The 20,338-nt window shown below is 66.8% G+C and carries 14 protein-coding genes; 8 read left to right on the top strand and 6 right to left on the bottom strand.

From position 1 onward, the window contains the following. Positions 1-53: 53 nt before the first annotated feature. Positions 54-1,976 carry a beta-CASP ribonuclease aCPSF1 gene (locus MUG95_RS12105; protein WP_247008075.1) on the bottom strand — a complete coding sequence of 641 codons (1,923 nt, stop codon included), beginning with the start codon at positions 1,974-1,976 and terminating at the stop codon, positions 54-56. A gap of 256 nt (positions 1,977-2,232) precedes the next feature. Between MUG95_RS12105 and MUG95_RS12100 the strand changes: the two genes are divergently transcribed. From MUG95_RS12100 to MUG95_RS12090, 3 genes are read left to right on the top strand one after another with little or no spacing between them, the layout of a single operon-like run. After that, positions 2,233-2,718, top strand: a complete 486-nt coding sequence (locus tag MUG95_RS12100; protein ID WP_247008070.1) for a DUF7984 family protein — start codon at positions 2,233-2,235, stop codon at positions 2,716-2,718. A gap of 43 nt (positions 2,719-2,761) precedes the next feature. Further along, positions 2,762-3,220, top strand: coding sequence for an OB-like fold-containing membrane protein (locus MUG95_RS12095; protein ID WP_247008068.1), 459 nt, complete (start codon positions 2,762-2,764; stop codon positions 3,218-3,220). Next, positions 3,213-3,710, top strand: coding sequence for a hypothetical protein (locus MUG95_RS12090; RefSeq protein ID WP_247008066.1), 498 nt, complete (start codon positions 3,213-3,215; stop codon positions 3,708-3,710). Before MUG95_RS12095 ends, MUG95_RS12090 begins: the two co-directional genes overlap by 8 nt. On the opposite strand, the gene MUG95_RS12085 is transcribed toward MUG95_RS12090, so the two are convergent. Beyond that, on the bottom strand, positions 3,698-4,417 hold the full coding sequence (locus tag MUG95_RS12085; RefSeq protein WP_247008064.1) for a DICT sensory domain-containing protein: 720 nt from the start codon (positions 4,415-4,417) through the stop codon (positions 3,698-3,700). The two genes, MUG95_RS12090 and MUG95_RS12085, sit on opposite strands and share 13 nt — an antisense overlap. A 6-nt stretch (positions 4,418-4,423) precedes the next feature. After that, positions 4,424-4,807, bottom strand: a complete 384-nt coding sequence (locus tag MUG95_RS12080; protein WP_247008062.1) for a DUF7344 domain-containing protein — start codon at positions 4,805-4,807, stop codon at positions 4,424-4,426. A 116-nt stretch (positions 4,808-4,923) separates the two neighbouring features. Between MUG95_RS12080 and proS the strand changes: the two genes are divergently transcribed. After that, positions 4,924-6,375 carry a proline--tRNA ligase gene (gene proS, locus MUG95_RS12075; RefSeq protein ID WP_247008060.1) on the top strand — a complete coding sequence of 484 codons (1,452 nt, stop codon included), beginning with the start codon at positions 4,924-4,926 and terminating at the stop codon, positions 6,373-6,375. A gap of 355 nt (positions 6,376-6,730) precedes the next feature. Continuing rightward, positions 6,731-11,299 carry a glutamate synthase large subunit gene (gltB, locus tag MUG95_RS12070; RefSeq protein WP_247008050.1) on the top strand — a complete coding sequence of 1,523 codons (4,569 nt, stop codon included), beginning with the start codon at positions 6,731-6,733 and terminating at the stop codon, positions 11,297-11,299. Positions 11,300-11,338: 39 nt separating this feature from the next. On the opposite strand, the gene MUG95_RS12065 is transcribed toward gltB, so the two are convergent. After that, complete coding sequence (locus MUG95_RS12065) at positions 11,339-13,192, bottom strand: CARDB domain-containing protein (protein WP_247008042.1); 1,854 nt, start codon at positions 13,190-13,192, stop codon at positions 11,339-11,341. A 314-nt stretch (positions 13,193-13,506) separates the two neighbouring features. Here MUG95_RS12065 and MUG95_RS12060 point away from each other — a divergent pair, with 314 nt between their 5' ends. After that, entirely contained in the window at positions 13,507-14,565 is a 1,059-nt protein-coding gene (locus MUG95_RS12060) for an NAD(P)-dependent glycerol-1-phosphate dehydrogenase (RefSeq protein ID WP_247008040.1), read from the top strand. On the opposite strand, the gene MUG95_RS12055 is transcribed toward MUG95_RS12060, so the two are convergent. Beyond that, positions 14,558-15,034, bottom strand: a complete 477-nt coding sequence (locus tag MUG95_RS12055; protein ID WP_247008034.1) for a hypothetical protein — start codon at positions 15,032-15,034, stop codon at positions 14,558-14,560. The genes MUG95_RS12060 and MUG95_RS12055 overlap by 8 nt on opposite strands. 130 nt (positions 15,035-15,164) lie before the next feature. Beyond that, positions 15,165-16,961 (bottom strand): S9 family peptidase, encoded by a 1,797-nt coding sequence (locus MUG95_RS12050; RefSeq protein WP_247008032.1) that lies wholly within the window; start codon positions 16,959-16,961, stop codon positions 15,165-15,167. 150 nt (positions 16,962-17,111) lie between these two features. On the opposite strand from MUG95_RS12050, the gene MUG95_RS12045 reads away from it, so the two are divergent. After that, a complete protein-coding gene (locus MUG95_RS12045) occupies positions 17,112-17,855 on the top strand; it encodes a metallophosphoesterase family protein (protein WP_247008024.1) in 744 nt (247 codons plus the stop codon). A 1-nt stretch (position 17,856) separates the two neighbouring features. Beyond that, positions 17,857-20,313: a polyphosphate kinase 1 gene (gene ppk1, locus MUG95_RS12040; RefSeq protein WP_247008023.1), complete on the top strand. Its 2,457-nt coding sequence runs from the start codon at positions 17,857-17,859 to the stop codon at positions 20,311-20,313. The last annotated feature ends 25 nt before the right edge of the window (positions 20,314-20,338 follow it).

The following is a 20,338-nucleotide window of genomic DNA, read 5'->3' as shown; positions in this document are numbered from 1 at the left end:
TTAGGAATACTAAGGGCGAGGCCCGCCTGCCAAGGCGGGCCGAGGGCTTAGTTTCAGAGGAAGCGGAACGTTTCGAGGTTCTTCGGCGCGAACGTCCGCATGTTGTACTCGTGGTACAGTGCCGACGAGAGGTCCTGTGTCGAGGACTCGTCGCCGTGGACACAGAGGACCTTCTCGGGCCGGGGGTTCATCGTCTTCACGAAGTTCTCCAACCCCTGCCGGTCGGCGTGGCCGGAGAAGCCGTCGACCGTCTCGACGTTGCAGTTCAGCGTGAGTGTGTCGCCACGGCCCCGGCCGCCGTTGCCGACGGGAATCTCGTCCCAGCCGTTCTGGATGCGGCGGCCGAGCGTCCCCTGTGCCTGGTAGCCGACGAACACCATCGACGTGTCCGGGTCCGTCCCGAGGTGTTCGAGCCACGACATGATGGGGCCGCCGGTGACCATCCCCGACGTCGAGAGGATGATTGCGGGACCACCGTCGGCGACCTCCTGCCGTTCCTCCTCGCCGCCGTCGATGTGGTTGAACTGGTCGGCGAGGAAGGGGTTCTCGTCCTCGTGGAAGATGCGGTCCCGGAGGTCGTCCCGGAGATACTCGGGGTAGGTCGTGTGGATGGCCGTCGCCTCCCATATCATCCCGTCGAGGTGGACCGGCATCTCCGGGATGTCGCCGCTCCGCATCGCCTCTTCGAGGACGAGCATGATTTCCTGTGACCGCCCGACTGCGAACGCGGGGATGAGGACCTTTCCGTCCCTGTCGTAGGCCTCGTTGATGACCCGCTTGAGGTCGCGCTCCGAGTCGGCCTGGTCGGTCTGGTAGTCGTTGCGGCCCCCGTAGGTCGATTCGAGGACCAGCGTCTCGACGCGCGGGAACTCGTTGACCGCACCGTTGAACAGGCGCGTGTCCGTGTAGTGGATGTCCCCGGAGAAGGCGACGTTGTAGAGGCCGTCGCCGATGTGGAAGTGTGCGATGGACGAGCCGAGGATGTGCCCCGCGTTGTGGAGGGTGAGTTTGATGTCCGGCGAGATGTCGGTCACGTCGCCGTACTCGATGGGGATGCAGTGTTTGATTGCTTCCCGGACCATCTCGGACTCGTACGGCGGCGCGCGTCCCTCTTTGGCGGCCACGTCGAGGTAGTCCAGCGTCAGCAAGCCCATCAGGTCACGCGTCGGCTCCGTGCAGTAGATAGGACCGTCGTAGCCGTACTTGAACAACAGGGGGATGAGTGCCGAGTGGTCGAGGTGGGCGTGTGTGAGGACGACAGCGTCGATGGAGTTCGCCCCGGAGCCGAGGGCCTCGGGCACCTGTAGATAGGGCACCTCGTCCTCCGCACCGGGCTTGTCGCCGCAGTCCACGAGGACGCGCGTCTCGGGCGTCGAGACGATGAAGGAAGCGCGACCGACTTCACGGCAACAGCCCAGCGTCGTGATGCGAACCCACTCGTCGTCGGACATCTCCTCGCGGTGGATTTGCCGCCCGATGCGTTCGAGAATGTCCCGACGCTCGTCGCGTTCCTGCTTGAGGAAGTTCCGAACGTTCGAAACCGTCGAGGACTCGATGGGCGGGGTCCGCACGACTTCGGGCGTCCAGCCGACCTGCTGGGTTATCTCCCGCAGCGTCGACCCGTGGCGACCGATGACCATCCCGGGCTTTTGGGCCTCGATGACCACCTCGCCGGTGTCGGCGTGGAAGTCGAGGTCAGTGATGCCGGCGTCCTCGGGCACGACGTCCATAATCTGCTCCCGGGCGCGGTCCGGCACCGAGAGGACGTCCGGGTCCGGCCGGACGGTGATTCGCTTGCGGAGTTTGCTCGCAAGCCGCCGGATGAGGTCGCCGTCCCCGGCGAACTTCTTCGGGTCGCGCGTGTAGACGACCAGTTCCGGCCCCTCGTAGGTGACGTCCGAGATGGAAATCTCGTTTGGAACTTCGCTAACTATCTCCGATTTCAACTCCTCTAATTGCGTGTCTACCGTACTCATAGGTCAAACGTGGCGAAAAAGTCGGTCCTCGCGGGGAACTCGTCGCTGACGGGTCGGCGAGTCCGCTCGACACGACCCACAGCAGTAGCACACAGGCTGTATTCTCTGGATGACATGATAGCCCCGGCGGGTCCGGTGTACTGACGAGCCGAACTCTCAATGACGAGTTCGGAAAACCGGCCTGTATTCGCGTCTTTTGCCTCTCCATTATAAAAGCCTTCGCAAAAGAGTAGGTCGTCGGCGTCCAGAGGGCTGTATGCACGTTACGCCCGCTACCGTCGCCGCCGAACACGAGTGGACCCGTGACCGGGCACCCGAAGTCGTCGCGCTCGTGAACACCGTCCGTGCGGAACTCGGGACGCACTTCGACACCCACGTCGACGAGGTGTCGGCCGCCCAGTACCGACAGGCCGTCGATACCGTGTTCGCCAACGGTGACCTCGCCGTCAACGTGGCCGCGCTCGTCGGCTTGCTCCGTGACGTGGACGTGGACGGCGACTACCCCGGGTTCGTCGTCGACGAACTACTCGGGCGTGAACTCGCGGGGATGCTCGCCGGGAACCAGCCCCTCCGCCTGCTCGGGGAGGCGACGTTCCACTTCGCGGACGTGCTGCACCACGGCGGCCCGGAGGACGCGGCCGGGGCCGACGACTTGGACGCCGCGCTGGCGGCGGGCCTCCAGACCCGGCTCCCGGGGTGGGAGTGGACCGAGACTGCGGGCCCCTTCGCCAGCGAGCGGTGAGATTCCACAACGCGTTTGCCCCGCCACCCCGTCGGTCCCGCCGATGGAACGGCCAGTCGTCCGCGTCGTGGTCGTCTGCCTCCTGTTAGCGTTCGTCGGGTGGACGCTCGCCGACTACGCGGCCGTCGAAGGCGAGCAGTCGCGCTATCCGACGAACGAGGCACTCGGCAGCGACTTTTCCGCCCACCACGGCGAGGCAGTCGAAGTGTGGGTGACCGTCGAGGCGACGACACCCGACGGCTTCCGAGCGACGAACGGGTGGGCCGTCACCGGCGACATCCCCGCGGCACTCGCGCCCGGCGACGCCGTGCAGGTGTACGGCGTCGCCCGTCCGGGACCACGAATCGCGGCCGAACAGACGGCCGTCAGTGCCCCCGCGAACCGCCGATACATGTTCGGCGTCTCGGCACTCGCCGTCGTGCTGACCGTCGCTCTCGGCCTCCGGCACTGGCGACCGACCCGTGCGGGTTACTTCGTCCCGCGGGAGGGCGACGGTGACTGACCTGCTGACCCACGTCCTCGCGGCCTACGTCCTCGCGACGCTCGCCGTCTGGCGTCTCGACGGAGTCCGCCCCCGACACGTCCCGCTAGCGATGGTCGGGGCGGGCGTCCCCGACGTAGCGAAGGTGTACTTCGTCCTCGGCGGTATCAGACACACCGTCGCCGGCGTCGAAATCTCACTGCTCGCACTCCAGACACTCGGCGTCGCGGTGGCGTTTGCCCTCGTGGGAGGCGTCCTCGTCACACCCGAAGAGCGGCGCGTCGCCCTCCCCGCACTGCTCGGTGGTGTCGGCCTGCACGTCGTCCTCGATTACTTCGTCGTCAGGACGGGTGGGTACGTGCCGCCGTACCTCTATCCGGTGACGTGGGCGGAGCTACCGGCCGTGAACGTCTATCTCAGTTCGGACGTGTGGCCGTCTGTCCTCGCTGGGACGGCCGCTGTCGCGGTGTGGGGGTACGGCCGGTGGCGGTCGAGTGTTCACTCGCCGTAGGTCTCGGTCAGGTAGTCGGTCAGGTCGCGGACCCACTCGGGGTCGTACGTCCAGTATCCGACGTAGGACCCCGGCTGGTGTTCCTCGGCCAGCAGGGCACACGCCTGTGAGGTGTCGTCGGGCCGGTCTCCGTCGTCGAAGGCGACGAACCAGTAGCGGCCCAGTTCGCCGTCGGTCGTCGTCGTGACCGAAGCTCCCTCGACTCCGGGGGCATCCCACGCCCCGTCGGCGTAGAGGTGAACGTCGAGGCCGCGGTCGGCGAGGCGGGCGTAGGCGTCGCACTGGGTGCGGAACGCCGCAGGTCGCTGGAATCCGGCGTGGAGGTGTCCGTCGCCGACACGCCACGCGCGGTCTTCGAACTCGCGGCTGACCGCAAGTAGGTGGTCGCGGTCGTCGGTGCGGAACGTCGTGCCGTCGAGCAGTCTGAGGAACGCGTCGGTCGGCGGTAGCGGTTCGTCGTCCCACGCCCGGTCCCCGCCCGGTTCGAGGAGCGGTGTCAGGACCTCGATGTCGACGCTCCCGAGGAACTCGCCGCCCGCACGAACCGTCACGAACGCCTCGTCCGTGTCGCCGGGGAGGCGGTCGAAACGGAGTTCGACGTTCCAGTCCGTAAAGTACGCGTCCAACTCCGGGACGGGGTCGGCATTGTAGACGGTGACGGTCCGCCGTCGCGCACCCATCCCGGCGAAGATGTCGCAGAGTGTCATCGGCCGTCAGGCGTCCTCCGACTCGGACCACGGTCGGACCACCCTGTCGTCCGTCCCCGTGTCGGCGTCGAGAACTGCATCGAGACACGTCTCGACCCACGGTGCCGTCGCTTCGAGGGCCACGGTGTCGGTTTCTTCCTCGACGGCCACCAACCCCGCGTCGTCGAGTTTCGGGAGGGCGACGTGTGAGAGCGAGATGGCTATCCGGGCGTGGTCTTCGGCGTCCGCCCGCCCGGACGCCCGGTCCGTCGCCAGCCACCCGGTCAACACGTCGGCGAGTTCTTCCCGGGTGGCGTCACCGTGTTCGCGGAGGTAGGCGAGAACACGACGCCGACGCTGGCTAGCGAGAGCGTCCAGCACCTCGTCCGTGCGTGGCGGTTCGTTGTCCATATTTTACACTTGACCTTCTTGATGTAAATGTATTTTCGCGCTGTAGTGACAGTGTGACCCACCCCTTCTGAGGCCCGACACGGCGGGTTTATTAGCACGCTGGCGGACAACCGGATATGAGCGACGAGCAGGACCTCGGCATCACCGAGAGCAAGGAACACGCCACCGGCGAGTGGTACGCCGAAGTCGTCCAGAAGGCAGGCTTGGCGGACTACGCGCCGATGGGGGGGTTCATCGTCACCCGACCGCGCGGCTACGCGCTCTGGGAGAACCTCCAGTCGCATCTGGACTCGTGGTTCAAAGACACGGGCGTCACCAACGCCTACTTCCCGATGTTCATCCCCGAGTCGTATCTGGAGAAGGAGAAAGACATCGTAGAGGGGTTCGACCCCGAAGTCGCGTGGGTCACTCACGGCGGCTACGAGGAACTGGAAGAGCGCCTCGCGGTGCGGCCCACCAGCGAGAGCATCATCACGCCCTTCCTCGCACAGTGGACCCGGAGCCACCGTGACCTGCCCCACCGCGTGAACCAGTGGTGTTCAGTCGTCCGCTGGGAGGCCACCGAGACCAAGCCCTTCTTCCGGACCAAGGAGTTCCTCTGGCAGGAGGGTCACACCGCCCACGAGGACGAGGACGGCGCGTGGGACGAGGCGATGACTCGTCTCGACCAATACGAGCGACTCTACGAGGACGTACTGGGTATCCCGGTTCTCCGGGGCCGCAAGCCCGAACACGACAAGTTCCCCGGCGCGCACACGACGACGACCGTCGAGGCCCTGATGCCCGACGGCAAGAGCGTGCAGGGAGCGACCTCCCACTACCTCGGCACCTCCTTCGCGGAGGCCTACGACGTGACGTACGTCGACGAGGACGAGGACGAGCAGACGGCCCACACCACCTCGTGGGGCCTCTCGTGGCGCGCGCTGGGCGCGCTCGTGATGACACACTCCGACGACCAAGGCCTCGTCGTTCCGCCCGCGCTCGCGCCCAAACAGGTCGTCGTCGTCCCCATCTGGCAGGAGGACACGAAAGACGAGGTTCTCGACTACGCGGCGGCGTTGGCCGCGGACCTCGACGACGAGTTCCGCGTCCACCTCGACGACAGGGACGAGCGCAACCCCGGCTTCAAGTTCAACGAGTGGGAGCTCAACGGCGTCCCGCTCCGCATCGAAGTCGGCCCCAACGAAGTCGAAAACGGGGAGATTACGCTCAACCACCGTCCCGACGGCGAGTCGGAAACCGTCGCCCGCGACGGCCTCGTCGAAACCGTCGAGGACCACCTCGACACCGTGTTCGCCAAACTGAAAGCCGGTGCCGAGGAGACACTCGAAAACAACGTCCGCGAGGCCCACAGCCGCGAGGACATCCTCGGGACCATCGGCCAACACGGGGGCTACGTCAAGGCCCCGTGGTGTGGTGACGAGGACTGTGAGAACCCCATCAAGAAGGCCATCGCCGCCGAAATCGTGATGGTCCCCCTCGACAGGGACGCCGAACCCATCGGCGACGAGTGCGCCATCTGTGGGGACGGCGCAGAAGAGACCGCCTACTTCGCCAAGAGCTACTGACGGAGGAGGGTTCGGCCGTTTTTCTCGGTGCTGTCGTCGTCAGGACAGCCGTGTCCGGCCGCGCGCCGCCCCGGGCCACATCCTCGGGACACCCGCCCTGTTCTGCCCGCAGAAACGCGTCGTCCAGTCGGTCTGCCGTCGCGCAGTGACTGTGAACGCGAAACGTGTTGCGTTTCGTATTCGGGTAGCGACACGCGTGCGACGCGGAAAACGACACCACAGGGGCGTGTAGGTGGCTCGTACCGTCACGGAGTGTCAGTATTATGTGGTGGGTGATTATATTACCTTATTTGAGTTTAACAGACCCTTAGCCCTTCAGGGACAGGCTCTTTGTTCGCCAGTCAAAGTACTGCGTATGGTTGGACAACGGACTACTGATGAGTCTGCGGGCGACGCCGGGCTCGCGGACCCGACCGACGCACGGTCGAACTGTGGCGTCGGCGTCGTAATGGACCTCGAGGGGGGTCGCGCGAACGACGTCGTCGCCGACGGTTTGGAACTGCTCGAGAACCTCGAACACCGCGGGACCACGGGCGCGGAGGAGAACACCGGCGACGGGTCCGGTATCCTCCTCCAGATGCCCCACGAGTTCTTCGCGGACGAACTCGACGTGGACCTCCCGCCGCAGGGCGAGTACGCCGTCGGGTCGTTCTTCCTCCCGAAAGACGACACGGAGGCCACCGCGGGGCTGAAGGACATCGTGGAAACGGAACTCGCAAGCGAAGGGCTGGACGTGTTCCACTGGCGGACTGTCGAGACGGACAACAGCACGCTCGGCGACACCGCCGTCGAGTCCGAGCCACGAGTCGAACAGGCGTTCGTCCGCCCCGAAGGCGACGTTTCGGCCGAGACGTTCGACAAGCGGCTCTACGTCGGCCGTCGGGTCGTCGAGAACCGCATCGAGGACGAACAGCCGGACGGACACCACCGCTTCTACGTCGTCTCCCTCGACCGCGACACTATCGTCTACAAGGGCCTCCTGCTCGCCGAGCAACTCCCCGAGTACTACCCCGAACTCACCGACGAGCGGATGACCTCGACGTTCGCGATGGTCCACGCCCGCTTCTCCACGAACACGCTCGGCGCGTGGCACCTCGCCCATCCGTACCGCAACATCATCCACAACGGCGAGTTCAACACGATTCAGGGCAACATCAACTGGATGCGCGCCCGCGAGACGGACCTCACCGCCGAGGGCTTCGCCGACCACTACACCGACGAGGAGATGGCGAAGCTCAGGCCCATCATCGACGACCCCGAGCAGTCCGACACGGCGAGCGTCGACAACGCGCTCGAACTCCTGATGGAGACGGGTCGTGACCTCCCGCACGCGCTCCGGATGCTCATCCCCGAGGCGTGGCGCGGCGAGATGAACATGGTCAGTGAGGAACGCCAAGACTGGTACGACTACCACGCCTCGCTGGTCGAACCGTGGGACGGTCCCGCGCTCGTTGCAGCGACCGACGGCGAACGCGTCGGTGCGGTACTCGACCGTAACGGCCTGCGACCATGCCGGTACGACGTGCTCCAGAACGGCCGACTGGTCATGTCGAGCGAGGCCGGCGCGCTGGACCACGACCCCGCCGACATCGAGGAGCGCGGGCGTCTCCAGCCCGGACAGCTGTTCCTCGCGGACCCCAACGAGGGGCGGGTCATCCCCGACGAGGAAGTGTTCGAGGGCCTCGTGGACGAGAAGTACGCCCAGTGGGTCGGCGAAGAGCAGGTGCAGTTGCACCGACTCACGGACCGCGACCCCGAACCGAGAGGGCCCGTCGACGCCCTACGCTCCCAGCAGGCACTGTACGGCTACACCTACGACGAGGTGGACCACCTCATCCAGCCGATGGCCGAACAGGGGAAAGACCCCATCGGGTCGATGGGCGACGACACGCCGCTGTCGGTGCTGTCGGACTTCAATCGCCCGCTGTTCACCTACTTCAAGCAACTGTTCGCACAGGTGACGAACCCGCCGCTCGACTACATCCGCGAGGAGATGGTCACCTCGCTGGAGTCACGGCTGGGGTACCAGCGGAACCTGCTGGACGAGACGCAGACCCACGCCCGGCAACTCGTTCTCGACTCGCCCATCCTGACCGACGAGGAGACGGCGGCCATCAAAGACATCGACGAGAACGACCTCTCCTCGAAGGTCATCGACATCACCTACGACCCCGAGGACGACCTGCGCGAAGCCGTCGAACAGGTCCGTGCCGCCGCGGACGAGGCGGCGACCGAACACGACATCCTCGTCCTCTCGGACCGCAACGCGGGGGAAGACGCCATCCCGATTCCGAGTCTGCTCGCGGTGGGCGGCGTCCACCATCACCTCGTTCGCAACGGCCTGCGCAACCACGTCGGTATCGTCCTCGAATCGGGCGACCCGCGTGCAGTCCACCACTTCGCCACCCTCATCGGCTACGGTGCGGGCGCGGTCAACCCCTACCTCGCCTATCAGACTATCGAGGACCTCGTGGCCGGTCCGGACGGCGCGAACCTCGACACGGCCATCGACGGCTACGTCAAGGCCGTCGAGGACGGTCTGCTGAAGACGATGGCCAAGATGGGTATCTCGACGGTCGAGAGTTATCAGGGTGCCCAGATTTTCGAGGCGGTCGGCCTCGATTCGGACTTCGTCGCCGAGTACTTCGAGGGCACGACCTGCCGGACGGAAGGTATCGACATCGAGGATGTCGAGTCCGACCTCCGCCAACGGTACACCGTCGCCTTCGGCGATGACGAACCCGAGATGGAGCGGCAGGGCGAGTACGAACACCGCTCGGACGGTATCCACCACCAGTGGAACCCACAGACCGTCGGCACGCTCCAACAGGCGGTCCGCACCGGCGACTACGAGAAGTACAAGGAGTTCGCGGAGATGATAAACGACCAGAACGAGACACTCCAGACGCTCCGCGGCCTCCTCACCTTCGACGGCGAAGAACGGGAGTCCGTCCCCATCGAGGACGTCGAACCCGTCACCGACATCGTCGAGCGGTTCGAGACGGCGGCGATGAGTCTCGGGAGTCTCTCGCCGGAGATGCACGAGAACAACGCTATCGCCATGAACCGCCTCGGCGGACGGGCGAACACCGGCGAAGGTGGCGAACCGCCCGAGCGGTTCGACACCGAAAAGGAGTGCAAGACCAAACAGGTCGCCTCCGGTCGCTTCGGCGTCACCTCCGACTACCTCTCCTCGGCCGACCAGATTCAAATCAAGATGGCACAGGGGTCGAAGCCCGGGGAGGGCGGCCACCTGCCGGGCAAGAAGGTCAACGAGATGATTGCACACGTCCGGTACGCGACACCGGGCGTCGGCCTCATCTCGCCGCCGCCGCTGCACGACATCTACTCCATCGAGGACCTCAAGCAGCTCATCCACGACCTGAAGGCGGCGAACCCCGACGCGGACATCAACGTGAAGCTCGTCGCCGAGGACGGTATCGGTACCATCGCGGCGGGCGTCGCCAAGGCCAACGCCGACGTGGTCCACATCTCGGGTCACTCCGGCGGGACCGGCGCGTCGCCGAAGACGAGCATCAAGAACGCGGGCCTGCCGTGGGAACTGGGCATCGCCGAAGCCAACCAGATGCTCCGGGCGACGGACCTGCGCTCGCGCATCAAGGTCACCACCGACGGCGGCATGAAGACGGGCCGCGACGTGGCCGTGGGCACTCTGTTGGGTGCGGAAGGGTTCGCCTTCGGTACGGCGTCGATGGTCACCTCCGGCTGTGTGATGGCCCGGCAGTGTCACGAGAACACCTGCCCCGTCGGCGTCGCCACGCAGAACGAGGACCTGCGTGACCGCTTCCCCGGACAACCCCAACACGTCGTCAACTACATGACCTTCATCGCGCAGGAACTGCGCGAAATCATGGCCGAACTCGGCTTCGAGACGGTCGACGAGATGGTCGGCCGCGTCGACGTGCTCCGCCAGCGTGAGGACCTGACTCACCCCAAGGCGAAGAAACTCGACCTCTCGTCCATCCTCGCGGAACCCGCGGGCGACGACGACCGCTACAAGACCCGCGAGCAGACCCACGAAGTCGACGAGCAACTCGACTGGGACATCATCGACGAGGCCGAGGACGCCATCGAGCGCGGCGACCCCATCTCGCTCGACATGGACATCTCGAACGTCCACCGTGCCGTCGGCGCGACGCTCTCGAACCGCATCTCCACCGAACACGGCACGGACGGCCTGCCCGACGACACCATCCGGGTCGACTTCGAGGGGACCGCCGGACAGTCCTACGGTGCCTTCCTACAGGACGGCGTGACCTTCGAGTTGACCGGGACCGCCAACGACTACGTCGGCAAAGGGCTCTCCGGCGGCCGCCTCGTCGTCAACACGCCCGCCGACGCGCCCTACGAACCGGAGGACAACACCCTCATCGGCAACGTCGCACTCTACGGCGCGACCCAAGGCGAGGCCTACGTCAACGGACAGGCCGGCGAACGCTTCGCCGTCCGCAACTCCGGCGTGAAAGCCGTCGTCGAATCGGTCGGCGACCACGGCTGTGAGTACATGACCGGTGGGGCCGTCGCGGTGCTGGGCGACACGGGCAAGAACTTCGCGGCCGGGATGTCCGGCGGCGTCGCCTACGTGCTGGACCGCGAAGGCGACTTCGAGGCGAAGGTCAACCGCGGCATGGTCTCGACGTTCGACACGCTGGACGACCGGGACCGCCGGATGCTCCGCCGCCTCGTCGAGAACCACGTCGCCTACACCGGCAGCGACCGTGGCCAGTACGTGCTGGACAACTGGGAGGACGAACTCGAGAACTTCGTGAAGGTCCTGCCCGACGCCTACGCGGACATCATCGCGGAGGACGACGAGGCCGACGTGCGCACCGAACCGCCCGCCGCCGCCACGCCGACTGCGGGCGGGAGCGACGACGCCGTGCCCGGACAGGCCGACGACTAGCCACCGTCTCCCCCGCTTGGGGACGTGGCCCTCCTCGTTCTACTCGCCCCGCGTCAGTGCCACCATCGCCACGCCGACGCTCAGCACCACGGCCACCAGTCCGACCACCGGGCCGAACCCGGGGCCGGTCCCGGCGGCCACGTTGTCGACAGTGGCCGTCGCGGGCGGTGCGTCCGTCTCGGTGCCCGGTGTCAGCGTGTCCGGCGTCGGTTCTGCCGTCACAGCGACGGTGCCGGCTGTGCTGTTCCCGAGGGCGAGGCGGTACGCGCCAGCCTCGGCGAACGTGTGTTCGGCAGCGACGGTCCGGTTCTCGCCGGCCGGGACGGTGACGGTTGCCGCCCCGACGCGGGACCCGTCGGCACGGAGTCCCAGTGTGGCCGTGCCGTCGGCGAGGCCGTCGTTCGTGACCGTCCCGGTGACGGTCACCGCCTCGCCAGCGGTGACCTCGGTTGACCCGACGGTGGCACCGTCCACGGTCACGTCGGGGACACGCTCGGTGACGGCGAACGTGCTGAATTCGGAGACGGTGACCCAGAGCGACCCGTTCACGCGGGTGACGGTGGGCGTGGTCCACGTGCTCTCGTTTCCGTCGTACTGCCGGACCGTCAGGTTCGACGCATCGAGACGCCCGTCCACCGCGAGGTCCATCGTCGCGGTGTCGGCGATGTCGGCGGCGTTCTCGACGGCGACGTACTCGACCAGCCGGTGGCCGTCACGCTCGGCGAGTGCCGTGCCGTTGGGCGGCCCGGCGGCGTGGTCCACGGTCAGTTCGGCGTGGTCGACTTCGGTCCCGACAGTCAGTTCGAGCGCGCCGACGCGGGCTGAGACGGACTCGTTCGGTGCCGGGAGGGCCGTGGCGAGCGTGGTTCCGGGGTCGGCGTGCGTCACGGCCACCTCGACGGTGCTGTTCTCGGCGGTGGCGTTGGCGGCCGGTTCGGGCGGCGGCGTCACGACGATATCTCCGAGGTAGTCGGACTCGTCGCGTATCTGGTAGGTGCCCGTCTCCTCGAAGGCCACGACGTGGGTGACGGTGCGAGTCGACTCGCCGGGGATGGGTACCGTCGTGCTGTTCAGTAGTTCCATGTCGGCCCGGAGCAGACTCCGGTACTCGCGGTCGACCCCGGCGTAGTTCTCGACGGCGACCGACACCGCGACCGGTTCGCCAACGGGGACCGTCGTTCGGTTCATCGCGGCGGACTCGATGCCGAACACGGGGAACACCGGGCCACCGTCCGCCGCAGTCGCCACGTTGGTGTCGGCTCCGCTCCCACACGGCCCCTCACGGATGCGGATGGGGTCGGTCATCGAGAGCGTGTGGCGGGTCGGGTTCGAGCGGTTCCCCGAGAGGAGGTGCCAGCGGTTCACCTCGCCGGGTGCGTACCCGGGGCCGAGGACGGCATCGTCGTTGAACCCCGGCACGATGCGGAGGTCCAGTCCCGCTCCGACGGGACCGAACACCCCGCCGTCGGTCCAGCGAGGGTTCCAGTTCCAGTAGACGGTCTGGTTCTCGCCGCCCACGTCCCAGATATCGGGGCTGGGACCGACATCGACGCCGTCGGTGTCGTCTTGGACGCGCCACGTACCGGTGGTGGGCATCCCCTCGAAGGTGAACGACACCGCACCGCCGGTCGCGTCGGCCTCGACCTCGTCGTGGACGACGACGAGACTCACGGTGCCGTCGGGGGCCTCGTGCAACAGCAGGATGCTAGTGTCGGGCCGCTGGAGGGCTTGGGTCCCCAGCGAACGGTACCCGTCGTAGCCGTAGAAAGAGGTTGCGTCCCCGTCGCCCGCTATCGGCGTGAACTCGATACAGCGGTCGCCCTGCTGGACGTGGTAGGTCTGCCCGTCGTCGGCCGCGGCGGGTCCGACGGCGACGACCGACAGGGCCAGCACACATGCCAGTCCGAGCGCGAGTCGTCGGTTCCGGGTGTGGCTGGGAGGACTCACCGCGAACCCCTTCCAGCGGTCGACTGACGGTCGGCGGAGACTGTAGTCGGTGACAGTGCCATACCGAAGTACCCCAACAGTGACGTAGGTAGTTAGTTGCCAGATACCAGTGAGTAGCCAACCGTTGCCGATTTGAATCCAGTCGTGTAGAGTCCGCAACCAATGTGGAGGAATAATGAGAACAGGTGACATAGACGAGGGTCACGTCCGGCGATGCACGCAGGGACAAGCACTTAATCCGTGGCCCGAGACGGGAGTGTATGTTCGAGAAGTCGACGTGGATTCGCCTGCCACGGAACGTCGTGGTTGGCCACGGCGTCCTCGACCAAACGGTCGAGGCCATCGACGAACTCCACCTGACGGGGCGGCCGCTGGTCGTCACGAGTCCGACCCCCCGGGAGGTGGCCGGTGACCGCGTCGCCGAGGGGTTCGCCGCGGCGGGGACCGACCCGGCGGTGACCACCGTCGAGACGGCCAGTTTCGGGGCCGTCGAGGGCGTCGTGGCGACGGCCGAGGAGATGGACGCGGGGTTCCTCGTCGGCGTCGGCGGCGGGAAGGCCATCGACATCACGAAGATGGCGGCCGACGAACTCGGCCTCGGGTTCGTCTCCGTGCCGACGGCGGCCAGTCACGACGGCATCGTCAGCGGGCGTGGGTCGGTGCCCGAGGGCGACACGCGCCACAGCGTCGCCGCCGAACCGCCGCTGGCCGTCGTCGCAGACACGGAGGTTCTGGCGGAGGCTCCGTGGCGGTTGACGACGGCGGGGTGTGCCGACATCATCAGCAACTACACCGCCGTCAAGGACTGGCAGTTGGCCAACCGGCTGAAAAACGTCGAGTACTCCGAGTACGCGGGCGCGCTCTCCCAGATGACCGCCGAGATGCTGGTCGAGAACAGTGCCTCGATAAAACAAGGACTCGAAGAGTCGGCGTGGATTGTCGTGAAGGCACTCGTCTCCTCGGGCGTGGCGATGTCCATCGCGGGGTCGTCTCGGCCCGCCAGCGGCGCGGAACACCTCTTCTCTCACCAGTTAGACCGCCTCGCCGAGGACCCGGGCCTGCACGGCCATCAGGTCGGCGTCGGGTCCATCCTGACGGAGTACCTCCACAGCGGCCAGCGCGGGGAGTGGGTCGACATCCGGGACGCGCTGGCGAGCATCGACGCGCCGACGACGGCCGCGGACCTGGGCATCGACCCGGAGACGGTCATCGAAGCCCTGACCACCGCACACCGCATCCGGGACCGCTACACGATTCTCGGGGACGGCGTGAGCGAGGCCGCCGCCCGCGAGGTGGCGCGGGCCACCGGCGTCATCTGAGAAGGTCCGTCGACGGGAGGTCGCTGGCCCAGTACCCCCGCGTCGGCGTTCCCGCGACGTGGTCACAGGTCAGCGTCGTGACCAGCCAGTACAGCGCGTCACGGTCCGGGCTGTCCTCGTCGTGGACACCGACGATGGTCACCGCATCGAGGCCTCGGGACTGGCACGCGACACCGACCGTATCCTCGACGACAGTCCGTGCCGCCGTCGCCACGTCGTCACGGACGGCGATGCGAGTACTCGGCGGTGCGGGGTCCGAACTGTCCTCGACCAGCAACACCTCGTCCGCGTCGTTGTGGAGGTGAACCTCGAGTCGGCCGACGCTCCCGAGACACTGCTCGCGCACCCGGTCGTAGTAGTCCGTCGGTACCGATACCGTCGTCTGCTGGACCGGCACCCGACCGTAGACTGCCTCCAGTCCCTCGATGAAGTCCTCGACGTGGTCCCGCGACCGCTCGACGACTGTCATGCAACCAACCGGGGACCGAACGGGAATAAAGCCGACAGACGTTTTCGACCGTTACAGAAGGACACAATAACCGGTTGACGCCGGAGGGCTGGCGGGTTCTATCGAGCCTCGATTCCACCGAAACCGGGAGTCAGACGTGCGTGTCGAGGAACTCGACGACGGCCGTGTACGCCTCGATTTTGTTCGCCAGTTTCGAGAGCCCGTGTCCCTCGTCCTCGAATATCAGCTTTTCGACAGGGACGCCCTGTTCGGCGACTTCCTCGGCTATCTGTTCGGCTTCGCCGACGGGGACGCGTGGGTCGTTCGCTCCGTGGAGGACGAACAGCGGCGCGGCGATGCTGTCGGCACTGTTGATGGGGCTGATAGATTCGAGGAACGCGCGGTCCTCTTCGAGCGACCCGTATTCGGCCTCCCGGTGTTCCCGCCGCCACGACCCGGTGTTTTCGAGGAAGGTGACGAAGTTCGCGATGCCCACCACGTCCACGCCCGCGGCCCAGAGGTCTGGGTACTCGGTCAGTGCCGAAAGCACCATGAACCCGCCGTAGGACCCGCCCCACGCGACCAGTCGGCCCGGGTCGACGGCAGGGTGGGCGGTCAGCCACTCGGCCCCGGCCCGCACGTCCCGCACGGAGTCCATCCGCTTCTCCACGTCGTCGAGGTGTGTGTAGGCCCGTCCGTAGCCCGTCGACCCCCGGACGTTCGGTTCGAAGACGGCGTAGCCCCGCGAGAGGAGGTACTGGGTCAGTCCAGAGAAGGAGGGGCGACGCTGGCTCTCGGGGCCGCCGTGGATGTCCACGACGACGGGCGTCTCCCCCTCGGGGGCGTCGGCGGGGAGCGTGAAGTACGCCGGTATCTCCCGGCCGTCGAAGGACTCGTAGTGGACGAGTTCGGGGGCGCGGAACGTCTCGGGCGGGATGCCCGCGGTGGAGGCGCGCGTCCACTGCTCGGCGTCGCTGTCCCCGAACTCGGTCACGTAGACGTTGGTGTTCGTCGTCCGCCCGGACGCCGAGACGGCGAAGGCGTCGGCGTCCGGCTCGAAACTGACGCCGCCCGCGACACCGTCTGGGAGGGCCGGGGCGGGGACCGTCTCGTACGCCGTCGGACCGGTCAACTCGCCCACGGTCAGTTCGGTGTAGCCGTCGACGTTGCGCGAGTAGGCGAACCGCCCCGTCTCGTCGTCCAGTGCGATGCCGTCGAGGTTCCACTGCCCGCCCGACTCGACCGTCGCCGTTTCGAGCGTGTCACAGTCGATGCGGACGAGTTCGAGGGTGTCCGACTCGCGGTCCGTACAGCAGTACACCGCCTCGCCGTCGGGACCCCACGAGGGACTCGCGTACCGCGCCGCGTCCTCGCCCGGCGTGAGGTGGGTGCGGTCGCCCGTCTCGATATCCAGCACGGAGAGGTCCTGGTCGAACGACGACCGGGACTCGCTGAGGAGGAGTCTCGTGTCGTCGGGACTCCACCCGACGGCCGAGAGCCACGCGTCGCCCTCGTAGACGAGCCGAGCGTCGTCACCCTGCTCGTCCCGGCCCTGCACGTACACGTCGAAGACGGACTCGTCGCGACGGTTCGCGGCGAAGGCGATGCGGTCGCCGTCGTGTGACCACCCGCCCCAGTAGTGGATGGCGTCGGGCGTCGCGGTCAGCGGGTGGACCTCGCCGGTACCGGCGTCGAGGCGGAACAGTTGGGTGAACTCGTCGCCGCCCTCGTCCATCCCGAAGGCGAGTTCGCGGCGTTCGGGCGACCACGTACAGAACGTGACGCGCTCGTCGTAGAACGTGCGCTGTTCGGGCCACGCACCCGGTTCGTCGAGCGTCCAGAGCTGTGGCGTCCCGGTCGTGTTCATCAGAAAGGCGACTGTGCCTTCGGGTCCGATAGACGCGCCGTACGCGCTTCGGACGTTGAGGTACCGTTCCAAATCGTGCATGGCGAGCCGAGGGCCGGGCGGGGCATATGCGTTGTGCGAACCGGGACTACCGCGGGCCTCGAAAGGTGTTCGTAGGAGTATGTACGGTATATATGCGACCGTAGGCGTCATATAAACCGTATTTCCGGGCAGGGTTCTGCCCTGCACCAGATGGAGCAGTCCGCGCATCGTCAACCGCAGGACGGTCCCGACCCGTCACTCACGTTCGGGCCGGGTGTCACAGACCACCACCGCCGCCTCGACGCCGACGCGTGGGCGGACATCTACATCGTCGGTGACGTACACGGCTGTCGAGCGACACTCGACCGCCTCCTCGACCGTCTCGACCCGAGTGCCGACGACTTGCTCGTGTTCGTCGGCGACCTCGTTCGGAAAGGCCCCGACAGCGCGGGGGTGCTCGACTTCGTGCGCGCCCACGAGAACGCGGTCAGCGTCCGGGGCAACAACGAACAGGGCGTCATCGACGGGAGTAAGTCAGCACCGGCACTCGACGCGGCGGACGTAGCCGACCTCGAATCGTTCCCCCTCGCCGTGTCGTGGGACGACTGCCTCGTCGTCCACGGCGGCGTCGACCACCGGAAGCCGTTGGTCGAACACAGCCCGACGGACCTGCTCGAGATGCGGTCGCTGACCGGAAGCGGATACGAGCGGCCGTTCTGGTTCGAGCGGCGACGCGACCCGCCACGCGTGTTCTTCGGCCACACTGTCCTCGACGCCCCCTTCGAGACGGAGTGGGCCGTCGGCCTCGACACCGGCTGCGTGTACGGCGGGTCGCTCACCGCCTACGACTACCGGGCGAGCGAGTTCGTGAGCGTGCCAGCGGCGGAGACACACCAGACACGGAGCGACGACAGCATCGTCGACGCACGTGCGACCCCGGACGTGGGTGAGTGAGATGGGCACGGACGGAGAGTCAGATGGGCCAGATGTCGACCTCTCGGACCCGTCGTACTACCTGAACCGGGAACTCAGTGAACTCGCCTTCCAGCGACGTGTCCTCCACGAGGCACTGGACTCGCGGAACCCGCTTCTCGAGCGGGTGCGCTTTCTCGCCATCGTCACGCGCAACATGGACGAGTTCTTCATGAAACGGGTCGGTGGCCTCAAACAGCAGATAGAGGCGGGCGTCACCGAACGAACCGTCGACGGCCGCACGCCACGGGAGCAGTGGGAGGACGTGCTCGAAGCGGCCCGGCCGATGTTCGAGACACAGGCACAGTGTTACCACGAAATCGTCCGTCCCGCGTTGGCCGACGCCGGCATCGACGTGCTCGGCTACGACGACCTCTCGGCGGCCGAACGCGACGAGATGCGGGCCTACTTCGAGGACGCCATCCTCCCGACGCTGACGCCGCTGTCGTTCGACCCGGCCCACCCGTTCCCGTTCATCTCGAACCGGAGCCTCTCGCTCGCGGTCCTCACCCGGAACGAGGGTGCCGAATCCCCGACGTTCACCCGCGTCAAGATACCGCCGAACCGGGACCGTCTCACGCCCGTCGGCGACGGCGACCGGTACGTCCGCATCGAGGAGGTCATTCGCGCCAACCTCGACCTGCTCTTCCCGAACGTCACCGTCGTCGACACGGCACTGTTCCGCCTGACCCGCAACGCCGAGGTCCGCCGGAATCAGGAGGTCGCCGAGGACCTCATCGACATGATAGAGGAGGTCATCGAGCAACGCCGTTTCGCCACGGTCGTTCGCCTCGAACTGGAGGCGGGCGCGCCCGAGCAGATCAGAGAGACGTTAGTCGAGCAGTTGGAACTCAGCGAGCGGGAGGTGTTCGAACTCGAACCGCCGCTGGATTTCCGTGACTTCGAGACGCTGACCGACTTGCCACGGCCCGACCGCAAAGTCGACCCGTGGGAGCCGAAACCGCACCCCCGACTCGACGGAACCCGAAGCCAGAGTGGCTACGGGGGGCGGCTGACCGACGGCGAGGCGCGGGACATCTTCGCCGAAATCGACCGCGGCGACATCCTCCTCCACCACCCGTACCACTCCTTCACCGCGACCGTCCAGCGGTTCCTCGACGAGGCGGCCACCGACCCGGACGTCCTGGCCATCAAGGCGGCCATCTACCGCACCGCGAGTGACTCTCAGGTCATCCAGTCACTCATCGACGCCGCGGAGAACGGCAAGCAAGTCGCCGTGATGGTCGAACTCAAGGCCCGCTTCGACGAGCAGAACAACCTCGAATGGGTCCGCAAACTCGAAGAACACGGCATCCACGTCGCCTACGGCACTATCGGGCTGAAGACACACACCAAGACGGCACTGGTCGTCCGCGAGGAAGACGACGGCGTGGAGATGTACTCACACATCGGCACCGGCAACTACCACTCCGAAACGGCCAAGGGGTACGTCGACCTCGGCCTCCTGACCGCGAATCAGGACATCGGGCGAGACCTGACGAAGGTGTTCAACTTCTTCACCGGCCCGTCGCTGGACGAGGAGTTCCGGGAACTGCTCATCGCGCCGGTGACGATGCGCGAGCGGTTCACGCAGTTCATCCGCCGGGAGGCGGACCACGCTCGGGCGGGCCGGGACGCCCGAATCGTCGCCAAGGTCAACGGACTCGAAGACCCCGACATCGTGCGGGAACTGTACAAAGCGTCGATGGCTGGCGTCGACATCGACCTCATCGTGCGCGACATCTGCCGGCTTCGGCCCGGGCTAGCGGGCGTCAGCGAGAACGTCACCGTCCACAGCGTCGTCGGCCGCTTTCTCGAACACTCCAGAGTCTTCTACTTCGAGAACGGAGCGGGGTCGGACGACGCCGGCGGACCGCCCGAGTACTACATCGGGTCAGCGGACTGGATGACGCGCAACCTCGACAACCGCGTCGAAGCCGTGGCCCCCGTCGAGGATTCACACCTCCAGCGACAGCTCCGCTTCGTCCTCGAACTCGTGTTGGCGGACAACAGGCGGCGGTGGGAGATGGCCGCGAGCGGTGACTACACCCAACATCACCCCCGAGACGACGAGCGCGTCATCGACACGCAGGCGGTGTTGATGGCGGAGGCACGCCTCGCCCACGAACGCCCGGACGTAACCGACGGGATACCCTGCGAGTTCGACCTCCCCGACGCGGGACTGCTGGTCAGCGGCGAGACGGCCGACCCGGACACCCCTGCAACAGACACGGACGGTGGCAGGGAAACACAGTCGGGCACCAGCGGCGACGTGGTCGCGGAGTTGCCGCAGACGCTCGTCGCCCACCGCGAGAAGTGGTACGTCCCCGACAGTGCGACGTACGCCTACGCGGTTCACACGCCGGACGGCGACCGTGCGTACCGGAAGACGGCACGCGGGGCGGCGAACGTCATCGACCGGTACTACGGTGAGGACTGACGCGGAAGGTGGGGATTTTTGCCCG

It is taken from the genome of Halorientalis litorea, from assembly GCF_023028225.1.
GTDB lineage: Archaea > Halobacteriota > Halobacteria > Halobacteriales > Haloarculaceae > Halorientalis > Halorientalis litorea.
This window is presented reverse-complemented; position numbering and strand designations above follow the sequence as displayed.